Annotated in this window: 16 protein-coding genes and 1 pseudogene; 9 read left to right on the top strand and 8 right to left on the bottom strand. The window is 64.8% G+C overall.

Annotated features, from left to right (window positions below; translation table 11 throughout):
- Positions 1-3 precede the first annotated feature (3 nt).
- Positions 4-288, top strand: a complete 285-nt coding sequence (locus tag C1931_RS09735) for a HigA family addiction module antitoxin (RefSeq protein ID WP_108756153.1) — start codon at positions 4-6, stop codon at positions 286-288.
- A 61-nt stretch (positions 289-349) separates the two neighbouring features.
- Here the strand turns inward: C1931_RS09735 and C1931_RS09740 are convergent, their stop codons facing one another.
- From C1931_RS09740 to C1931_RS09755, 4 genes are all read right to left on the bottom strand, one after another.
- Positions 350-739, bottom strand: a complete 390-nt coding sequence (locus C1931_RS09740) for a hypothetical protein (RefSeq protein ID WP_108756154.1) — start codon at positions 737-739, stop codon at positions 350-352.
- 201 nt (positions 740-940) lie between these two features.
- The gene (infA, locus tag C1931_RS09745) at positions 941-1,159 is read right to left on the bottom strand and encodes a translation initiation factor IF-1 (RefSeq protein ID WP_005409596.1); all 219 of its coding nucleotides are present in this window, start codon (positions 1,157-1,159) and stop codon (positions 941-943) included.
- 86 nt (positions 1,160-1,245) lie between these two features.
- On the bottom strand, positions 1,246-1,986 hold the full coding sequence (gene aat, locus C1931_RS09750) for a leucyl/phenylalanyl-tRNA--protein transferase (protein WP_108756155.1): 741 nt from the start codon (positions 1,984-1,986) through the stop codon (positions 1,246-1,248).
- An 81-nt stretch (positions 1,987-2,067) separates the two neighbouring features.
- Complete coding sequence (locus C1931_RS09755; protein ID WP_108756156.1) at positions 2,068-3,192, bottom strand: GNAT family N-acetyltransferase; 1,125 nt, start codon at positions 3,190-3,192, stop codon at positions 2,068-2,070.
- 61 nt (positions 3,193-3,253) lie between these two features.
- On the opposite strand from C1931_RS09755, the gene C1931_RS09760 reads away from it, so the two are divergent.
- Positions 3,254-5,005 carry an N-acetylmuramoyl-L-alanine amidase gene (locus C1931_RS09760; protein WP_234412895.1) on the top strand — a complete coding sequence of 584 codons (1,752 nt, stop codon included), beginning with the start codon at positions 3,254-3,256 and terminating at the stop codon, positions 5,003-5,005.
- Between the two features lie 307 nt (positions 5,006-5,312).
- Here C1931_RS09760 and C1931_RS09765 read toward each other — a convergent pair.
- A pseudogene (locus tag C1931_RS09765) lies at positions 5,313-5,498 on the bottom strand (thioredoxin-disulfide reductase); the annotation flags it as partial.
- 251 nt (positions 5,499-5,749) lie between these two features.
- On the opposite strand from C1931_RS09765, the gene C1931_RS09770 reads away from it, so the two are divergent.
- A complete protein-coding gene (locus C1931_RS09770; RefSeq protein WP_159095464.1) occupies positions 5,750-7,312 on the top strand; it encodes an N-acetylmuramoyl-L-alanine amidase in 1,563 nt (520 codons plus the stop codon).
- A gap of 74 nt (positions 7,313-7,386) precedes the next feature.
- Here the strand turns inward: C1931_RS09770 and trxB are convergent, their stop codons facing one another.
- Positions 7,387-8,358 (bottom strand): thioredoxin-disulfide reductase, encoded by a 972-nt coding sequence (gene trxB / locus C1931_RS09775; protein WP_108756158.1) that lies wholly within the window; start codon positions 8,356-8,358, stop codon positions 7,387-7,389.
- A gap of 232 nt (positions 8,359-8,590) precedes the next feature.
- Here trxB and C1931_RS09780 point away from each other — a divergent pair, with 232 nt between their 5' ends.
- The 3 genes from C1931_RS09780 to lolA all read left to right on the top strand — a co-directional run bounded on the left by C1931_RS09780 (position 8,591) and on the right by lolA (position 13,669).
- Positions 8,591-10,951 (top strand): DNA translocase FtsK, encoded by a 2,361-nt coding sequence (locus C1931_RS09780; protein ID WP_108749608.1) that lies wholly within the window; start codon positions 8,591-8,593, stop codon positions 10,949-10,951.
- 36 nt (positions 10,952-10,987) lie between these two features.
- A complete protein-coding gene (locus tag C1931_RS09785) occupies positions 10,988-12,919 on the top strand; it encodes a DUF3857 domain-containing protein (RefSeq protein ID WP_108756159.1) in 1,932 nt (643 codons plus the stop codon).
- Between the two features lie 111 nt (positions 12,920-13,030).
- The gene (gene lolA, locus C1931_RS09790) at positions 13,031-13,669 is read left to right on the top strand and encodes an outer membrane lipoprotein chaperone LolA (RefSeq protein ID WP_108756160.1); all 639 of its coding nucleotides are present in this window, start codon (positions 13,031-13,033) and stop codon (positions 13,667-13,669) included.
- Positions 13,670-13,802: 133 nt separating this feature from the next.
- Here lolA and C1931_RS09795 read toward each other — a convergent pair whose 3' ends face one another.
- Complete coding sequence (locus tag C1931_RS09795; RefSeq protein WP_108757719.1) at positions 13,803-14,972, bottom strand: hypothetical protein; 1,170 nt, start codon at positions 14,970-14,972, stop codon at positions 13,803-13,805.
- 341 nt (positions 14,973-15,313) lie between these two features.
- Here C1931_RS09795 and C1931_RS09800 point away from each other — a divergent pair, with 341 nt between their 5' ends.
- Positions 15,314-16,591 carry a replication-associated recombination protein A gene (locus C1931_RS09800; RefSeq protein WP_234412896.1) on the top strand — a complete coding sequence of 426 codons (1,278 nt, stop codon included), beginning with the start codon at positions 15,314-15,316 and terminating at the stop codon, positions 16,589-16,591.
- 111 nt (positions 16,592-16,702) lie between these two features.
- Here the strand turns inward: C1931_RS09800 and C1931_RS09805 are convergent, their stop codons facing one another.
- Complete coding sequence (locus C1931_RS09805; RefSeq protein ID WP_159095465.1) at positions 16,703-17,812, bottom strand: hypothetical protein; 1,110 nt, start codon at positions 17,810-17,812, stop codon at positions 16,703-16,705.
- Positions 17,813-18,049: 237 nt separating this feature from the next.
- Here C1931_RS09805 and C1931_RS09810 point away from each other — a divergent pair, with 237 nt between their 5' ends.
- Together C1931_RS09810 and C1931_RS09815 are read left to right on the top strand one after the other, a co-directional pair.
- Positions 18,050-19,060 carry an alpha/beta hydrolase-fold protein gene (locus C1931_RS09810; protein ID WP_108756163.1) on the top strand — a complete coding sequence of 337 codons (1,011 nt, stop codon included), beginning with the start codon at positions 18,050-18,052 and terminating at the stop codon, positions 19,058-19,060.
- 122 nt (positions 19,061-19,182) lie between these two features.
- Positions 19,183-20,562: a YncE family protein gene (locus C1931_RS09815; RefSeq protein WP_108757720.1), complete on the top strand. Its 1,380-nt coding sequence runs from the start codon at positions 19,183-19,185 to the stop codon at positions 20,560-20,562.
- Positions 20,563-20,589 lie beyond the last annotated feature (27 nt).

Raw genomic sequence — 20,589 nt, forward strand, 5'->3', positions numbered from 1 at the left:
CACATGATTCACCACCACCCCCATCCGGGCGAAACTCTCAAGGCCATGGTGTTCGATCCGGTCTCGCTGTCTGTCACCGAGGCCGCCGAGCGCCTGGTCATGTCGCGTGTTGCGCTGTCCCGTGTCATCAACGGCAAGGCGGGAATCAGTCCCGATCTCGCGATTCGGCTGGAGCTTGCCGGCGTCAGTACGGCGGTGTTCTGGATGGGCCTGCAGTCGAACTACGATCTCTGGCTGGCGCGGCAGCGCGCGCAACCGAATGTGCAGTCGCTTGTAGCGGCGCGGTAGCGCCTGCACTTCGTCGCTGCATCAACAAGGGCGGCTTCGGCCGCCCTTGTTGTGCGCCTCATCAGCGGCTGCGCTGGCGCGCCTTCTGCTTGAAGGTGTCGGCATCAATGGCTTCCACGCGGGCCACGGTGCACTGCCCGCGGTCGGTCTGCAGCTGGGTGCGCCCGGCCCCGCAGACCTGTCCGGGCTGGCCGTCGGTACTGAAGGTCAGTTTGCGCGAGTAGGCGGCCTTGGAACAGTCTCCCTGGAAGTGCACCCGATAGTGCGCTTCGCCGTTGCGTAGCAGTACATCGCGCGAGGCGTTGGCGCGGACCAGTTGCTGGTCGTTGCCCAGTTCAACGCAGTCGCCGGCGCTGGCAGCGGGGGCATCAGCGGCGTTGGCGGTGACAAACAGGGCGCCGGCAGACAGCGCGGCGGCAGCAATCAGGGCGTGCAGGCGGGGCGTGTTCATGGCGGGGCAGGGGTGGCGGTCCGGACTGGACCGGGTGCCACGATGCCGCCATCGGTACGAATGCGAATCTGCCGCAAGCACGGCTGACCGATGCCACGGTGAGCTCGGTCACGGTGACCTCCGGCAGGGCCGGATGGCAGGCATGACAAAAGGCCAGCAACCAGGGCTGGCCTTGTCGGGGTGGCGCAGTGCGCCGACCGCTTACTTCATGCGGTAGGTGATACGACCCTTGGTCAGGTCGTACGGGGTCATTTCAACCTTGACCCGGTCACCGGTGAGGATGCGGATGTAGTTCTTGCGCATGCGGCCGGAGATGTGGGCGATGATTTCGTGCCCATTTTCCAGGCGAACGCGGAAAGTGGTGTTCGGCAGCGTCTCGCTGACGGTGCCCTCGAACTCGATGGAATCGTCTTTCGACATGTAGTCCTGTGCGGTTCAGAAAACGGCCACGCTGGGCCTAAGGCGCAGTATTTTACGCGCACTCGCGCCAGCTTGCAAAGTTTGTGTTAACCCCCGGCCAGGGCGCGCGCAGGCCGGCGCCCCAATGCCTGGGTCCAAGGGCTCTCGTGCCCCGGCTGCTGCACGGCATGCCGCACCTGCTGCAGGAACGCCTGGCGCGGCAGGTGGACCGCGCCCATCCGCAGCAGGTGCGGGTTTTCCACCTGGGCATCGATCAGCGGCCAGCCCCAATCGTTCAGGGTGGCCGCCAGTGCCGCCAGCGCCACCTTGGACCCGCCGCTGGCGCCGCTGAACATGCTTTCGCCGAAGAACATCTGGCCAATGGCGACACCATAGATGCCGCCGACCAGATCCTGCCGGTCCCAGACCTCGAAGGAGTGGGCAAAGCCCAGGTCGTGCAGATGGCTGTAGGCGTCCACCATGGCGGGGCTGATCCACGTGCCATCCTGACCGGCCCGGGGCGCCCCGGCGCAGGCGCGCATCACCTGGGTGAATGCCGTATCCGCCGTCACTTCCCACGGGCTGGCGCGCAGCTGGCGTCGGAAGCGGCTGGACAGGTGCACGCCATCGGTGCGGAACACCATGCGCGGATCGGGCGACCACCACAGGATCGGCTCGCCGTCGCTGAACCACGGGAAGATGCCGCCGGCGTAGGCGTTCAGCAGCCGCAGCGGGTGCAGATCGCCGCCCACCGCCAGCAGCCCATCGGGCTGGCGCAGCGCAGTTTCAGCGGGCGGGAACGGCGCGTCCGGCGCATCGGCCAGGCGCCAGGGCAACTGGCGGGTCATGCCCGAAGTGTACCGGCCCCCGCAACCCTGGTAGGTGCCAACCGCACAGCCCTGGTGGGTGCCAACCTTGGTTGGCACGCTTCACGGGTCTGTGCGGAACGGGCTGTGCGCCTGCAGCGTCTGCTGGTACCGCCGCACATCGCGGCGCTCCTGCCGGCACCAGTCCTGCAGGGCGTCGGCAAACTCCGCATCGGCCACCCAGTGCCGGCTGCGCACCACCGTAGGCAGGAACCCCCGCGCCAGCTTGTGTTCGCCCTGCGCGCCCGGCTCGAAACGGGTCAATCCCTCGCGCAGGCAGTACTCGATGCCCTGGTAGTAACAGGCCTCGAAATGCAGGCCGGGCAGGGTAGCGCCACCCCAGTAGCGCCCGTACAGCGTGTCCCCGCCGCGCAGGCACAGCGCGCCCGCAATCGGTTCGCCGTCGTGCTCGGCCAGGAACAGCACCAGCCCGCGACCCAGCGAGATGGCCAGGTGGCGCAGGAAGGCCTCGGTCAGCGCCGGCGCGTTGCCATATTCCAGGAAGGTCTGCAGATAGAAGCGGTACATCGCCTGCAGATCCGCGCGACTGGCTTCGTCACCATGTACCACGCGGAGGCTGATGCCTTGGCGGGTGACCTTGGCCCGTTCCTGGCGGATGTTCTTGCGATGCTTGTGGTTCATCGCCCCCAGGAATTGCTCGAAGGTCGTCCAGTCGCCCGGGTTCTGCCATTGGAACTGGATGTCTTCGCGCAGCAGCCAGTCGTCGCTGAAGGCGGCCTCATCCCGGGCGGTATGGAAATTGATGTGTGCCGACGAGACCTGCAGTGACGCCAGATGCCCGTGAAGCGCCTCCAGCAGTTCGCCGCGCAGCGAATCGTGACGGGCCAGCAGGCGCGGGCCGCTGACGGGCGAGTACGGCACCGCGCCCAGCCATTTCGGGTAGTAGTCGCGGCCATGGCGGGCGTAGGCATTGGCCCAGGCATGGTCGAACACGAACTCGCCGTGCGAATTGGTCTTCAGGTAGCCCGGAATGGCGCCGACCAGCGTGTCGCCCTCCCATAGCGTGAAGTGCTGCGGCTGCCAGCCCCAGTCCTCGCGCAAGCAGCCGTGTTCTTCAAGCCCGGCCAGGAAGGCGTGGGTGACGAATGGATTGCGGCCGTCGTGCAGGGCATCCCAAGTGGTGGCGGGAATGGCCTGCAGGGAGTCGAGGAGGCGAGGGGAACGCATGGAAGCAAGGATACGACAGGCAGTGTGCGATCGGAGTCCATGCGTGGATCGCTAGATGCGAATGGACTGCCGCCACGACGCAAGTAGCCTGCGCGCTCTGATCGGCGCAGAGCGCGTACAGGGGCCTTGCGCCAGCGACGGGCGCATTCGGCTTGAGGATTGGCTCAATGGCCGCATTTGGCGCATTTCGCAGCGCATCCCCTTTGGACGCTCGGCAGTGTTCTTTGTGCACGCCACACGTAGCGCGCTCACAAAGGACATCAAAGGACTTGATATGAACTGCATGCGGATACTCCGGCTTCTTGGGCTGGTTTGGCTTGTCACCTGCGCTCCGGCGTGGTCGACGGAAACCTACAACGGTCGAATGCCTTCCATGGTGGCCGATACAGCCCTGGACCTGCTTTTGACGCGGGAGGCGCAGGACATCCTTAATCGCCATCAGTTACGCGCTAGGCGACCATTGTCAGCGTCGGTGGATGCTTCGGTGGAAATCCAGCAGAGGAAGCTGTCCATCAGGTTCGGTCCCGGCGTGCTGCCGATGGAAGACGATCATTCGCTCGAGGAAATGGAGCAACACATAAGGAACACATTGGAGGCACGTGCACTCCAGGCGGGGGTGGGCGAGGTCGAAACGGAAGTTCTCTATGAGGGGAAGCTGTACTGGGAGCATTTCCCCCGGGATCCAGCGGTGTCAATGCGGGCCAGTCATGCACAAGTGGGCGATTCCGTGCTTGTCTCGGCCAGTCATGGTCTGTTGCGAGTGCATCCTGGCCTGGAATGGAAGTTTCAGCGGCCAGAAAGCAATGGCCTTCTGGAAGACCTGGTCACACCGGCCTATGCCGAGGAGCTGCAAGTCCTGCTACAGGAGCGTGGTGGACTGGTTGTGCATCAAGCCCGCAGGGACAGTGGTGCCATACATCCTGAGTCGGAGCGTCCGTGGCCCCAGATGTCTGCCCGGTACCACCTGAAGGATCTTCTGCCTGAGCGGACAGACATCTGGAATCACTTTGCCACCAGTACTGCCACCGACAGGGAGGTGTTTGACGATATTCGCGCGCGACCTTACTACGCCAACCACCTGGGTGTTGGTGGATTGCTCAGTATTCATACCAATGCAGATGTCCCGGGCGTCGCTCGTGGGGCGCGGGTCTACTATCACGCAAGCAAACCTGGGGATCGCCTGCTTGCGGACCTAGCGCTTTGCTACATGAAGGAGATCATTACTGCACAGGACGGCTATGCTGACTTTCCCGTGCCCGCGGCGGGTACCGCAGCAGGACACGGCGAAAACAGCTTCGCGAGCATGCCTTCCGTCGTCGTGGAGGTGGCGTTCCATACCAATCCCATAGATGCGCAGGCACTGCAGGATCCCCTGTTTCGTGCAGCTTCCATGAAAGGTGTGGAGAAGGGGTACCGAATGTTTCGCGAGGGAAAGGGCTGCGTCCCATTAAAGGCCGATCCGATTCAGGGGATTCAACTGCCCCAAGGTGGCTCTCAGCAGGTGGATGTCGTCTTCGAGGGCTACCCGCAGTATCCAATTGAACTGGTGACTACAAACGTAGGCTGCCCGCCAGGCTGGGCCTGCGCCGATGGTCGGGTGCGAATCGAGACGCCGGATGCCAAGCCAAGCAAGATCACGCTGCGCTGCGACAGCGCGGGCAGTGCCCCCGTTCTCTGGGATACACAAGTCGTGGATGCCGATGGGGTGAAGTCGGCACCCGTCCGCCACTGGGTGCAGTGCATCCGCGGGTCGCGAGACTCAGTTGTGAGCCCGGGAGTTGAAATCGATTTGGGTGCTGCAACGGCGGGGTAACGCGCGATCGACGGCGGGAGAGCGGTGAAGATCGATTCGCCAGACCAGCCCAGCAGGATGAAACCCAGCTGTGGTCGCAACAGCGTGGGAACGCTTGGCTGGGAAACGCATGTGGTGGATGCCGAAGGGGTCAAGACCCAGCCGCTGCCTCACACCGTTCGTTGCGTTGCCGCGGGCAGTCCTGACGTGAGCGCCCCCGCCCGAAACGTTCTTGGCTTGGCGCAGTAAACGAAAAGGCCGGCGCTTGCGCGCCGGTCCTTGTTTTGCATCGCCCAGTCGAGCATGGCTCGACTCTACAAACCGCCGGTCAGCTGGCCTTGCCCTGCGCGTCCTGGTGGCGCTCGGCGTCCAATGCGGCCATGCAGCCGAAGCCGGCCAAGGTGATCGCCTGGCGGTAGTGCGGGTCGGCCACGTCGCCAGCGGCGAACAGGCCTACCGCCGATGTCTGGGTGGCGTTGCCGCCCTGACCGGAGCGGGTTTCAAGGGAGCCGCTCCGGTCAGCCGGTCGCTGGCGGGAATGGCCTGCAGGGAGTCGAGGAAGCGGGGGGAATGCATGGAAGGACGGATGGGGTAGATGGAATGCGAACGGGGCTGGCGAGATCGCACTGGCCAGCTTCGGCGGCGCCGTGAGGAAAGTTGGAAATCCTTGGTTGTGCGTGTTCGGTGGAGGACCGCAGGTGCGGTGCAGCGCAGGGTGAGTGGGCGTCGCAGGAGCGGCGCATCCATTTCATGCGAGGAGTAGTCATGATGACCCGGAGTTCTCAGCGAATCGCCCTTCCTCTCTTGCTTGCACTTCTTGGAAGCGCAGCCGCCCCGTGTTTTGCTCAACCCGACGATTCTCCCGCGATCGCTCGGCGCGATGCCGAGCTGGACAACCTGCTGACCCAGAAGGCGCGCGACATCCTTGAGCGCGTCAAGCTGGTCGATGGTCAGGTGCGCAGTCGTCGCGTCGATGTCGTTGCTGATGTCGCCGCGGGTGTTTTAACGATCTCGCTGGATCGATCATTCCTTCCTGAAACCCATGGGGCGTCGTATGAAGATCAGACCAGCGAAATCAACTTCGGACTTCTGCACTGGGCTGAGCAGGTGGCGCCGTTTCATCGCGTGATACATCTGTACGACGGCCAGCCGGCTGAGTACTACTTTCCTGAGATCAAGGCTGCAGATGATGCAGCAAGAGAGGCAGGGGAGGCGATTCGGCAGCGGCGCGCGGGAGGTGGATCGGGAATGGCGTTCGTTGCTGCTGGGCATGGATACTTCTACAGCTACAGACACAATGAATGGGTGACGTCCAGGGATGAGTGGAACGGTGTTTCCGAAGGCCTATTGACGCCGTACTACGCGGATTCCCTCAAGGAAGCGATCGAGCAGCGGAGCCAGATGCCGGTCATTCGCCCACGGGTGCAGGACATGGGGGCGACGCACGCGCCAAGTGGGAAGGAGTGGTGGACGATGGCTGCGCGCTATGCGATTGCAGAGCAGTACCCAGGCGAGCGGCAAATATGGAATACGTACGCAAACAGTTCGCTCTGGAACAGGGAAGAGCTCGAAGACATCAATAGTCGGCCGCTTCTTGCAAATCATCTGCAGACGGAGGTGGCGATTCATCTCCACAGTAACGCGGAGCCATCCCTCAATGCGCGAGGCTCTCGTGTGATCGTGCAGCCCGGCCGGCCCGCCGACGCAGCGCTTGCGCAAAGCGTCCTGTGCTCAATGAAGGAGCTGATTCAATCAGCTCCGGGGTATGTCGACTTTACGGTGGCCCCCGCTCCCCACGCTGAAAACAAAGGGGAGAATCGTGAGGCAAAGATGCCGTCAATCATTGTTGAAACGGCCTTTCATACCAATCCGGATGATGCCCGAGCGCTCCAGGATCCAATTTTCCGCACCGCCTCCATGAAAGGCGTCGAGAAGGGCTATCGCCTGTGGGCGCAGGGGAAGACCTGTGAGCCTCTCTCTGGGCAATCCATCGTAGATGTCGACATCCCATCTGGGGAATCGCGCGAGGTGGATGTCGCGTTCGCAGGTCATCCGCAGTTCCCGATCAGTCTGGTCACGAGCAACACCCTGTGTCCTCCGGGCTGGGGCTGCAACGGAAGAACCGTGGTGATCGATTCGCCAGACCAGCCCAGCAGGATGAAACTCAGCTGTGGTCGCAACAGCGTGGGAACGCTTGGCTGGGAAACGCATGTGGTGGATGCCGACGGGGTCAAGACCCAGCCGATGCCTCACACCGTTCGTTGCGTTGCGGCGGGCAGTCCTGATCGGAGCACCCCGGCCAGAAACGTTGCTGGCTTGGTGCAGTGAACGAAAAGGCCGGCGCTTTCGCGCCGGCCTTTGTCTTGCATGGTTCAGTCGAGCATGGCTCTACAGACCGGTGGTCAGCTGGCCTTGCCCTGTGCGTCCAGGTAGCGCTCGGCATCCAGGGCGGCCATGCAGCCGAAGCCGGCCGAGGTGATTGCCTGGCGGTAATGCTGGTCAGCCACGTCGCCCGCAGCGAACACGCCTTCCACCGAGGTCTGCGTGGCGTTGCCGCCCAGGCCCGAGCGGATTTCCAGGTAGCCGTTGTTCATGGCCAGCTGGCCGTCGAACAGCTGGGTGTTCGGGTGGTGGCCAATGGCCACGAAGAAGCCATGGGCCTCGATGTCACGGGTGCTGCCGTCCAGGGTCGACTTCACGCGAACGCCCGTCACGCCGGCGTCGTTGCCCAGCACTTCTTCCACCTGGTGGTGCCAGACGGTTTCGATCTTGCCGGCGGCGACCTTGGCGAACAGCTTGTCCTGCATGATCTTTTCCGCCTTCAGGGTGTCGCGGCGGTGCACCAGGTAGACCTTGCGGGCGATGTTGGACAGGTACAGGGCCTCTTCCACGGCGGTGTTGCCGCCGCCGACCACCACCACGTCCTGGTCGCGGTAGAAGAAGCCGTCGCAGGTGGCGCAGGCGGACACGCCGCGGCCCTTGAAGGTTTCCTCGGTCGGAATGCCCAGGTACTTGGCGGTGGCGCCGGTGGAGATGATCAGCGCGTCGCAGGTGTACTCGTGGCTGTCACCGATCAGCTTGAACGGGCGCTGCGACAGGTCGGCCGTATAGATATGGTCGAAGATGACCTCGGTCTCGAAGCGCTCGGCGTGGGCCTGCATGCGCGCCATCAGGTCCGGGCCCATCAGGCCGTGGGCGTCGCCCGGCCAGTTGTCCACTTCGGTGGTGGTCATCAGCTGGCCACCCTGCTGCAGGCCGGTGATGACCACCGGCTTCAGGTTGGCGCGGGCGGCATAGACCGCGGCGGTCCAACCGGCCGGGCCGGAACCGAGGATGACGAGGCGCTGATGGCGGGAGGGCAGGCTGGTGCTCATGTAGACTCGCGAAAAGGTAGATGGGACAAGGCGCGGCTGCGGTTTGCGCGGCAACCTTGGCTGGTCATAGAGTGGCGGCTGGGGCAGGGCGATTCAAGCCGATGAACAGAACGCGGTCGCCCACGGGCGGATTGACGCCGTTCTGGCGCCCGTTCGGCTGCGGTGACTGAAAACTGACGCCGTGTCGTTTATTATCAACCACTAACAGCGCATTCCAAAGGTATGGTCTAAGGTGGCGAAGCAGGTGCCCGAACGCTCCAAGTCTGACGACAGCAAGGCGTCGCGTCGCACGGCGGCCGCGGCAACGACCGACAATCCACGGCGCCAGCGCCTTTGGCGCGACCTGGGGCTGATCGCGATCGCTCCGGCGCTGCTGTACCTGGCCGCCAGTCTCTTTACCTATTCAGCCAGTGATCCCGGCTGGTCGCACACCGGCAGCGTGGTCGCCCCGGTGCACAACATGGGCGGCCGTGCCGGCGCCTGGATTGCCGATGTGCTGCTGCAGTTGTTCGGCTACATCGCCTTCCTGCTGCCGGTGGTGCTGGGCGCCTTGTCGTGGATCGCAATGTTCGGGCTCAAGCGCGAAGCCAAGGGCGACAACGACCTGGACCCGGCCTTGCGCCTTGTCGGCCTGGTCGGCTTCCTGATTGCCGGCACCGGCTTCCTGCACGTGCGCCTGTTCAGTGGTGATGTGTCCAGCGCCGGCGGCATCCTCGGCAAGCTGGTGGGCAATTCGCTCACCGTGGGCTTCGGCGCGCTGGGCGCCAATCTGTTCGTACTGGTGCTGCTGCTGGCCTCGATCACCCTGGCCACCGGCCTGTCGTGGTTTGCGGTGATGGAAAAGATCGGCCGCGGCGTGATGTCGCTGGCGCCGCTGCTGGAGCGCAAGAAGGAACAGGCCACCGAATGGAAGCAGACCCGCGCCCTGCGTGAGGAGCGCCAGGAAGTACGCAAGGCCGATGCCGAAGTGCGCGCCAAGCGCGAGCCGGTGAAGATCGAGCCGCGCCCGGAGCCGGTGATCGAGAAGAGCGACCGGGCCAAGCGTGACAACCAGATTCCGATGTTCCGTGGCGTCAACGGCGACGGCTCGGACCTGCCGCCGCTGGCCCTGCTGGACGACCCCAAGCCGCAGCCCAAGGGCTACGACGAGGAAACGCTGGAAACCCTGTCGCGGCAGATCGAGTTCAAGCTGAAGGACTTCCGTATCGATGCGCAGGTGGTCGGCGCCTATCCGGGCCCGGTCATCACCCGCTTCGAGATCGAGCCGGCGCCGGGCATCAAGGTCAGCCAGATCAGCTCGCTGGACAAGGACATCGCCCGCGGCCTGTCGGTGAAGTCGGTGCGCGTGGTCGACGTGATTCCGGGCAAGTCGGTGATCGGCCTGGAAATCCCCAACGTCACCCGCGAAATGATCTTCCTGTCCGAGCTGCTGCGCTCGAAGGAATACGACAAGGCAGCCAGCGTGCTGACCCTGGCGCTGGGCAAGGACATCGCCGGCCGGCCGACCGTGGCCGACCTGGCGCGCATGCCGCACCTGCTGGTGGCCGGTACCACCGGCTCGGGCAAGTCGGTGGCGGTCAACGCCATGGTGCTCAGCCTGCTGTACAAGGGCTCGCCAAAAGACCTGCGCATGCTGATGATCGACCCGAAGATGCTGGAACTGAGCGTCTACCAAGGCATTCCGCATCTACTGGCGCCGGTGGTCACCGACATGAAGGAGGCCGCCAACGGCCTGCGCTGGTGCGTGGCCGAAATGGAGCGCCGCTACAAGCTGATGAGCGCGGTGGGCGTGCGCAACCTGGCCGGCTTCAACAAGAAAGTGAAGGACGCCGAGGACGCCGGCCAGCCGCTGATGGACCCGCTGTTCAAGCCCAACCCGGAACTGGGCGAGGCGCCGCGTCCGCTGGAAACGCTGCCGTTCATCGTCATCTTCATCGACGAATTCGCCGACATGATGATGATCGTCGGCAAGAAGGTGGAAGAGCTGATCGCCCGCCTGGCACAGAAGGCGCGTGCGGCCGGCATCCACCTGATCCTGGCTACCCAGCGCCCGTCGGTGGACGTGATCACCGGCCTGATCAAGGCCAACATCCCCACCCGCATTGCCTTCCAGGTCAGCTCGAAGATCGATTCGCGCACCATCCTGGACCAGTCCGGCGCCGAAACCCTGCTCGGCCACGGCGACATGCTGTACCTGCCGCCGGGCACGGCCATGCCCGAGCGTGTGCACGGCGCGTTCGTGTCCGACGATGAAGTGCACCGCGTGGTCGAGCACCTGAAGGCGATGGGCCCGGCCGACTACATCGACGGCGTGCTGGACGAAGTGCAGACGCTGGGCGATGGCGTGGTGGTGGGGGCCACCGGCCTGCCGGAAACCAGCGCGGCCGGCGACGAATCCGACCCGCTGTACGACGAGGCCCTGCGCGTGGTGACCGAAACCCGCCGCGCCTCCATTTCCGGTGTGCAGCGGCGCCTGAAGATCGGCTACAACCGCGCGGCACGCCTGATCGAGGCCATGGAAGCGGCCGGTGTGGTCAGCGCGCCCGAACACAACGGCGACCGCACGGTGCTGGCACCGCCGCCGCCGAAGTAAGCCCCGCCACCGCCACCACGTCCAAGGAACCGACGCATGCATCGACTTCTTCCCCGCGTGCTGGCGCTGGCCTGCGCGCTGGCGGTCGGCCCCGCTCTGGCTGACGCCGGCGTGCCGCAGCCGGCGCCGCCGTCCACCAGCAGCGATGCCGAGGCCAGCAACAATTTCAGCTTCGTGCGCTATCGCGCCGACTACCAGGTGCGTGCCGACGCCGGCAACATCCAGACCGAAACCTACGAAATCCTGCTCAAGACCAAGGCGGCGGTGGAGCAGTTCAGCCAGGTGCGGCTGAGCTACAGCGAGAAGATGGAAACGCTGGAGGTGGTGAGCGCCTACACGCTCACCGCCGACGGCCAGCGCCGCGACGTGCCCGCCGACCGCATCTATACCCAGGAAAGCTATTCCAGCGCCGCGGCCGCCATGTATGCCGACCGCAAGGTGCGGGTGATCGTGTTCCCCAACCTGGCGCCGGGCACGCGGCTGTTCTACCAGGTGCGACGCACCCAGCTGACGCCGTATTTCCCGGGCTACTTCGGGCTGTGGGAAACCTTCAATGTGTTCACCCAGTACGACGATGCCGAAGTGACCCTGAGCGCGCCGGCCAACCTGCCCATGCACGTGGACAGCCGGGGCGTGCAGGGCAGCGACCGCCCGCAGGTGAAGAACGGCCAGGCGCAGTGGCGCTGGCGCTACCAGCGGCGCGAACCGATGCAGGCGCAGAACTGGTCGGCGGCGGTGTGGGAGTTTGGCCCGAACATCATGGCCAGCACCTACAAGGACTGGGCGCAGATGGGCCGTGCCTACCAGCTGAAGGCGGGGGAGGCGGCACAGGTGACCCCGCAGATCCAGGCCCTGGCCGATGAAGTGGCCGCCGGCATCAGCGACCGCAAGGCACAGGCCGATGCGCTGTACCGCTGGGTGGCGCAGAACATCCGCTACGTGGCGGTCTACCTGGGCAATGGTGGGCTGGAGCCGAACAGCGCGCAGAGCATCCTGGACAACCACTATGGCGACTGCAAGGACCACGTGGCGATCCTGGAAGCGCTGCTGGCGGCCAAGGGCATTGCCAGCTCGCCGGTGCTGATCGGCGCCGGTGGCGGGCCGACCCTGCCGAAGATTCCGGTGCTGGGCCGCTTCAACCACGCCATCACCTACGTGCCCGAATTCGATCTGTACCTGGATTCGACCAGCGCCTGGGCGCGTTTCGGCCAGTTGCCCGATGGCGACCTGGGCGCGCCGGTACTGCACACGCGCACTGCCAGCGTGGCGCGCACCCCGGCCAACGACCCGCAGCGCAATGCCACGGTGATGGACGTGCGCTTCACCTTCGATGCGCAGGGCAACCTGCGTGGCGAGACCGTGCCGCAGCTGGGCGACAACGCCGAGATCGGTATGCGCGCGCAGTTCGCCCAGCTCAATGCGCAGAACCGCGCACGGGCAGAGGAGTCGATCATGGCCGCGTCCGGTTTCGATGGCCGCGGGCAGCTGCAGCTGCAGGGCGTGCCGGTCGACCTGACCCGGCCGTTCGGCTACCGCATGGCGTTCCAGGCCGAGGACTACGTCGACTTCGCCGTGGCCGGCGGCATGGCCGTGCCCGATCCGCCCGGGGGTGAATCGGTGCGCGGGCTGTACGCAAGCGCGTCGGCGCCGGACAACCAGACCCCGTTCTACTGCAATGCCAGCCTGCGCGAGGAAACCTATCGCCTGCAGTTCCCGGACAACGCGCCGATCATCGCCATTCCGGCCAGCCAGCGCTTCACCAATGCGGCCGGCGACTACCGCGTGGACTGGAGCCGCAACGGCCAGGAAGTGACCGTGCACCACCGCCTGCAGCAGAACGCGGTGCGCGGCCCGCAGGCGCTGTGCCAGCCGCAGGACTATGCCGCGTTCCGGGCGCTGTACCGGGAAGTGCGCCGCGGCTTCCGTGGCCAAGTGCTGTACGGCAGATTGCCGACCGGCGGCAACTGAATCGCCGATGCACGCGCGGGGCGGCATAATGTCGCCCTGATCGCCCATTCATCTTTGCCCGGGCACACTGGCACCCAACTTTCCTGGCGCACGCGCCCACAGGATTCCCGCATGAACATCCGCTTCCGTCGTTTCCTTGCCACCACCACCCTGGCCGTGGCCTGCGCCGCCGCTGGCAGCGCCTGGGCTGGCGCCCGCGATGACCTGAAAGCCTTCACCAGTGGCCTGAAGGGTCTGGATGGGCAGTTCAGCCAGCAGGTGTTCGACAGCCGCGGCAAGGTGAAGGAATTGACCAGTGGCCGCGTTGCGCTGTCGGCGCCGCGACTGTTCCGCTGGGAATACGTGCGCCCGCACGAACAGCTGATCGTGGCCGACGGCAAGAAGGTCTGGATGTACGAGCCGGACCTGGAACAGGCCACCGTGCGCGAGCAGGGCAAGGAAGAGCAGAACAGCCCGCTGACTGCACTGATCAACCCGGCGCTGCTGGAACAGCAGTACGACCTGAGCGAAGAAGCGGCCAAGCGTGACGGCCTGCAGTGGCTGTCGCTGTCGCCCAAGCGCGATACCGAAGCCAGCTTCCAGTACGCCGCACTGGGCTTCAACGCCCAGGGCCTGGCCAAGATGGAAATCACCGATGCCGTCGGCCAGCGCACCGTGATCACCTTCAGCGGCTGGAAGCGCAACCCCGGCTTCGCCGCCGGCACCTTCAGCTTCACCCCGCCGAAGGGCACCGACGTCATCGGCAATTGATGCCGCAACCGCTCTGGTAGGTGCCAACCTTGGTTGGCACGCTCTCGATCCGCCGGGCATGGCCCGGCGCTACCCATGGCCCAAACCGCCGCTCTGGTAGGTGCCAACCTTGGTTGGCACGCCTAGAGCTGCTTCATCCGTTGTCCGGATGAATGATGATCTCCCAGCGGTTGCCATCAAATCGCAACAGGTCCCAAGGCGTGAGCACCCACAGAACGCTGCCGACGGAGCTGATGTCAATGATCGTCGCATCTCTCAGTTCGTCCGGGATACCTTCCAGCAAGGGCTCAACTACGCCGGTCTCCAGGCTGTAGACGTACAGCCCGTCAGTGTCCGTGCCGAGATAGATCTGCTGCCCGTACTGGCAGGCGGAACCGAAATGGACCCCTTCGCTTACGTCGAGCTGCACAAGCTCAAACCCAGTGGCGATGTCTCCCGAAACGATAGCGCCTTCTTTGCCCACGAAGATGAGGCGGCCCTGGTCAGTTCTGCAGGCATGAAACAGGTCCGACGTGGTGACTTGTTCGGGCAGTGTCCAGGTCAAGCCATTCCAATGTGCAAATAAGCCATCACAGCCGATTGCGTAGAGGTCTGTCACGCCGGTTCCACAGAGGTCGTACACGCTGGGCACGTCAAGGTTGGCGAGCCATTTGCTACGTTCAGCGTCCTTGCGCGCATCGGCCAGCTGGCTCCGCGTTTCGTCGAACTTCCGGCGCAGCTCGGCTTCGCGCTCGACCGGGTCAGTGGGTAGAGGGGCAGTGCCGTCAAGTTCGAATATGTGGCCGCAATGCAGAAGCCAAGTATCGAAGTCAAGCGCATCAAGATCGACTTCGAAACTACTGCGTTCGGGCGAGGGGAAGTCAGTAGTAAGTTGCTTCCACCCAGAGTCACTGCGGTGATAGATCATTCCGTGCACACCGCAACAGACCAGATCTTCGCCTACACGTCGAAGGGTAGTAAGGCCGCCCGAAAACGCGGGGCCCTCGGGCGGGATGTACTCCGTCGTTGCGCCAACGCGGGAGTAGTCTTCCAGCTGCCCATAGAAATCGAGCGCGAGCACGCGACGAGGCAGACCGTTCTTCTCGGGTACAAACTGCACGGACATGACCTGAAAGTCCGGCAGGTCGTGGTAGAACCACTTTTCCTCTGTTTGCCGTTGATAGAAGAACATACGGGTCGGCGGGCCGGGATCCGGGTCGTAGTACTCGTGCCCAGGGCCAATCGCCGCAGCCAGGTAGTAGATATCGGCATCGACCGCGCAGCCGGCAACGAATTCAAGCACATTGGATTCTGGGTCGCGCACGCGTAGGTCCTGGCTGGTTGAACCCGGCATTTTCGGCAACTGGATACGCCGTGGGCTGCTGCGGGCTGGGATGCCTTGTTGAATCAGTGACTTATCGTCGGCGCGGCTGCGCCGGTGGCAGGCCATTTCCGACAATTGGCCCGCCGGGCATGGCCCGGCGCTACCAATGCACGGGCCCGCCGCTCTGGTAGGCGCCAACCCTCCCGCTCTGGTGGGTGCCAACCTTGGTTGGCACGCTCTCGCGGTACAATGTCCCGGTGCCAAGACATCGTTCCACTTCCTTCCCCGGCCCCGATCTGCTGAGTGTTGATCGGGATCATCTGCGCCCGCTGGCCGAGCGCATGCGCCCGCGCACCCTCGACGAAATGGTCGGGCAGAAGCGCCTGCTGGCGCCGGAAAGCGCGCTGCGCCGCGCGGTCGAATCCGGTCGCGTGCATTCGATGATCCTGTGGGGCCCGCCCGGCTGTGGCAAGACCACGCTGTCGTTGCTGCTGGCCGAATACTCCGACGCCGAATTCCGCGCCATCTCTGCCGTGCTTTCTGGCCTGCCCGAAGTGCGCCAGGTGCTGGCCGAGGCCGCGCAGCGTTTCGCCGAAGGCCGCCGCACCGTGCTGTTCGTGGACGAAGTGCACCGCTTCAACAAGGCGCAGCAGGATGCCTTCCTGCTGCACATCGAGCGCGGCACCATCCTGTTTGTTGGCGCCACCACCGAAAATCCCTCGTTCGAACTGAACTCGGCGCTGCTGTCGCGCTGCCGCGTGCACGTGCTGGAAGCGGTGTCGCCCACGGATATTGTCGAGGCGCTGGAACGAGCACTCGGGGACCGCGAGCGCGGCTTGGGCGAGGAGCGCATCGAGGTCGCCCCCGAACTGCTGCTGGAAATCGCCACGGCCGCCGACGGTGACGTGCGGCGTGCGCTGACCCTGCTGGAAATCGCCGCCGAGCTGGCGGGCGGGGAGGGCGGTCGCATCACCCCGCAGACCCTGACCCAGGTGCTGGCCGACCGCACCCGCCGCTTCGACAAGGGCGGCGAGCAGTTCTACGACCAGATCTCGGCGCTGCACAAGTCGGTACGCAGCTCCAACCCCGATGCCGCGCTGTACTGGCTGACCCGCATGCTCGATGGCGGCTGCGATCCGTCCTATCTTGCGCGGCGCCTGACCCGCATGGCCATCGAGGACATCGGTCTGGCCGACCCGCGTGCGCAGAGCATGGCGCTGGAAGCCTGGGACATCTATGAGCGGCTGGGCAGCCCGGAAGGCGAGCTCGCCTTCGCCCAGCTGGTGCTGTACCTGGCCAGCACCGCCAAATCGAACGCCGGCTATGCGGCCTTCAACCAGGCCAAGGCCGATGTGCGCGAGAGCGGCACCGAAGAAGTGCCGCTGCACCTGCGCAACGCACCGACCAAGCTGATGAAGGAGCTGGGTTACGGCGCCGAGTATCAGTACGACCACGATGCCGAGGGCGGCATCGCGCTGGACCAGACCGGCTTCCCTGATGCGTTGGGCGAACGGGTGTACTACAACCCGGTGCCGCGCGGGCTGGAAATCAAGCTGAAGGAAAAGCTTGACCGGCTGCGCGCCGAGCGCGAAGCAGCCAGGGCCGCGAAGCGCCTGTAGAGTCGAGCCATGCTCGACTGCGTTTCGTGCCCTTGCAGAGTCGAGTCACACTTCGAGGCTGCATTGGCGAGATGGCGCCGACTTCGGTCTACGCGGAGCTGGACGATGCGTTCAGCTCTGTGGAGTCGGCTGGTCACTGCTGCCACTCTGCTCAATCGATGGCTTCGGAGCTGGCGGATCGCGAATGATCTGGCGCACGTCAGAGCGGTTCAGTGTGGACGACTGTGGCGTTGATTCGAGTCTGATTGTGACTTCGTTGCCGAAATCCAACAGTAGTCTTGCGCTGCAGCGGACAGTACCATTTCCGTGCGGAGCGCACCCTCGGCTGGGCATGGAAACGACCGCATCGCTGAGAACGATCTCAACGTGTTGTCCGCCGCCCCGGTTCAAACTCATCAATAGTTTGGATGTCTGCGCCGACATCACGGTCGGCTCGGCGATCGCGAGCATGGATCCGGCCATCATCATCATCAAAGCAAGGACAGTTACGATTTCAATGCCGGATCTGCGCACTCGAGCTTGGAGTCGAACCTGGGCGTAAACGATGACGATGTACGCGATCGTCATCGCCAACAGGGCACCCCACTGTACAACCTCAGGAAGGGGCTCGAGCAGGCTTAGGTAGCTGCGGTGCCAGACAAGATGGATCGCGCCAATCCACAGCCAAGCCAGGCTCAGGAAGCTGTAGGCTGCGCATACCAGAATTCGATTCAAAAGGGGGCCGCTGGTTGGAATCGATTTGAACGTTGTTAGTGTGGCAATGATCAGCACCAGCCAGAATGCGTGCAGTAGGCCATTCGACTGAGGGTAATGGCTGACAATGATCAGTACGAGCCAGCCAGCGACTGCAGGCGGGGCGGCCCATTTGAGGAACGTGCCGAGTTTCATATCCGAGACGCGGAGCCCGCTTTGGCCACCTGACGGCTCGTCTGCGATTGAAGCGAGGAGCGCGGGAGCAATGTAGAGCGCCCCTAGAAGCCCGCCGACAATCAGCAGGAAACCAGCGATCAGAATGACGAGCGCCTCAAGGCCTGCGCCGAATTGGGGATACGGGATCTGATTTACGCGCGTATACGTCCAGAGCTGGAGGCCTCCAAATGCAAGCGCAGGCAAGCCAAGCAGCTTGGTCATCACCAGGAAGTGGCGTTTGAGATGCGCGAGAATATGCTCGAGTGCGGCTACCCCTGTCGGTGGGGTGCCCTGATTGCTCGGTTCTGACACTTGATTGCTTTCCGTTCGCGTTCGATGGTGGGTGACCTTTACACGGGGGAGTCTCATGAAAAGAGATCGTAGGTGAGGTTGGCGCAGGAGACGCTGCTGGGCTCTCTCCCTCGGCAGCGGTTCCTGCGCGCGCGTGATACACAGCGTGACGTTTGATCTAGGTGATAAGCATTCGCATCTAGGATAGACTGCGGTCCCTTGATGAAGAGGCGGCCCGGCCCGCCGCGTCCGTCACCCATGATGTTTTCCGTACGCTCCGTCGGCTGTCTGGCCGCCCTGATGATGGGGGTCCTGATGGCCGCTCCCTACGCCCATGCACAGCAGCGCAACCCGCAGCAGCTGATGGGCCGCACCGTGCTGGACGAGCCCGCGTCCAGCTACCGCTTCGAACGTTTCGTGATCGACAGCCCGGACCAGCAGCGCCGCTGGCGGGTGAACGTGGCGATCCCGGCCAAGGCGGGCAAGACCCCCGCGCCGGTGCTGTACGCCCTGGACGGCAATGCGGTGGCCATGGTGCTGGACCAGCCGCTGCTGGCCGAGCTGGCCGCCCGCAAGGCACCGCCGGTGCTGGTGATGATCGGTTATGACAATGAACTGCGCATCGATTCGCCGTCGCGCACCCGAGACTACACCGCCTGGATCGATCGCGCCGACGATGAGGCCGGTACCACCCAGGCCACCGGGGGCGGCGCCGCCGCGTTCCTGGATGTGATCGAACGCCGCATCAAGCCCGAGGTCGAGCGCCGCGCGAAGATCGACCCGCAGCAACAGGCGCTGTGGGGCCACTCGCTGGGTGGACTGTTCGTGCTCAACACGCTGTACACCCGCCCGGCAGCCTTCCAGTACTTTGTGGCCGCCAGCCCGTCGCTGTGGTGGGCGCAGGGCGCTGCGCTGGGCGACCCGGAACAGCAGTTCGTGCAGAACGTGCACGGCCAGCCGGCCAAGGTCTGGTTGATGCTGGGCGGCGCCGAGCGCGTGGGTGACCGCGGCAAGCGTGATATGAACAACCCGCGCGTGGTCGCGCACCTGCGCCGCATTGGCGGCGCCACCCCGGATGCAGCCATGCAGCTGTCCACGCGCCTGGCCAAGGTGCCGGCGCTGCAGGTGCAGTACCGCGAGTTCCCGGGGCTGGGCCATGGCCCGATGCTGCCAGCCTCGTTCCACGCCGCCCTGCATGAGCTGTACGGCGTGGCCGACCGCAGCGAAGCGGATGGCAAGGCGCCGGCCGCGTCCAACGCCACCGAATGACAACCGCGCACGGCCAATCCGTGCGACCCCACTACCCAGGCTTGGCTGTCGATGTGCAGCGGCCCAGGCAACCGATGAATCCCGCGCCACGCGGCGCGGCCTACGTGTGCAAGGAGCCTTCCATGTCGTCCCGTTCTTCCTTCCGTCTTACTTCCCTGGCCGCCGGCCTGTTGCTGGCCGTTACCGCATCGGCGCAGCCGGTGTTCGACCAGCCGGCCAACGCGACCTTCAAGGGCCAGGTGGTCTCGCGTGGCGAGAACGTGGTGCCGGGCAGCACCGCCGATGTCACCGGCCGCGGCTTCGTGCCCGGCCAGCAGATCAGCCTGGTGCGCGGCGATACCGTGCTGAACAGCCAGGCGGTGGTGGTTGATGCCGATGGCAACTTCAAGACCCAGCTGGCCATCCCGGCCGATGCGGTGCCGGGCACCCACCCGGTGGTGGTGCGCGCCAGCCAGCCGGCGGCCGCCACCGTGCTGAAGCTGCGCATCTCGCCGCAGCTGCCGCTGTCGGGCCAGCAGCAGTTCGCCACCCAGTCCAACAAGCTGGTGCCGGGCCTGTACCAGTCGGCCTACAGCGCCGCCAGCAACGCGGTGTTCGTTACCTCGGCCGTTGGCCGCCCGCCGGTTACCCAGTCGCAGCTGCTGAAGCTGGACCCCAAGAGCCTGAAGGTGACCAAGGCGATCACCCCGGCGCAGGTGCCGGGCAGCACCAACGGCGCGGTCTACGCGGTGTACGGCGTGGGTGTGGATGACACCAACGGCAACGTGTGGGTCACCAACACCCGCCAGGACACGGTGGCCGTCTACCGCCAGAAGGATCTGTCGCTGGTCCACCAGTTCCCGGTCGATGCCGTGCCGCATGCGCGCGACGTGGTGGTCGATGGCACCCACGGCAAGGTATTCGCTTCGGCAACGGGCGAAGACCACCTGTCGGTGTTCGACGCCAAGACGCTGAAGCCGCTGGAATCGATCACCCTGGAATCGGGCGTGGACGAAGGCAAATTCACCCCGATGAGCCTGGTGCTGGATGAAAAGGCCGGCAAGCTGTTCACCGTCAGCATCGGCACCCCGGAAGCGGCGGTGATCGACGTGGCCAGCGGCAAGGTGGACAAGGTGATCGACCTGGGCAATTCGATCAGCGCTTCGGGCGTGGCCTTCGATGCGCAGCAGAACCGTCTGTACGTCGCCTCGCAGGGCACCGACAACCTGCTGATCGTCGATGTGGCCAGCGGCAAGGTCGTGCACGACGTGCCGGTCGGCGCCGGTGCGCTGAACGTCGCGTTCGATGACAAGAGCGGCCTGGCCTACGTCACCAATCGTGGTGCCGGTACGGTTACCGCGGTCAGCCGTGATGGCAACATCGTCGGCAACCTGGATGGCGGCACGCTGCCCAACCACGTGCGCGCCGACGGCAAGGGCAATGTGTTTGCCGTGAACAAGTCGCGTGGCGCCGAAGACCCCAAGGGTGACCGCATCACCCGCATCAGCCTGCGCCAGCCGTAACCCCCGTGCCGGGCGGGGGCAGTGCCT

Source organism: Stenotrophomonas sp. YAU14A_MKIMI4_1 (genome assembly GCF_003086855.1).
Taxonomy (GTDB): domain Bacteria; phylum Pseudomonadota; class Gammaproteobacteria; order Xanthomonadales; family Xanthomonadaceae; genus Stenotrophomonas.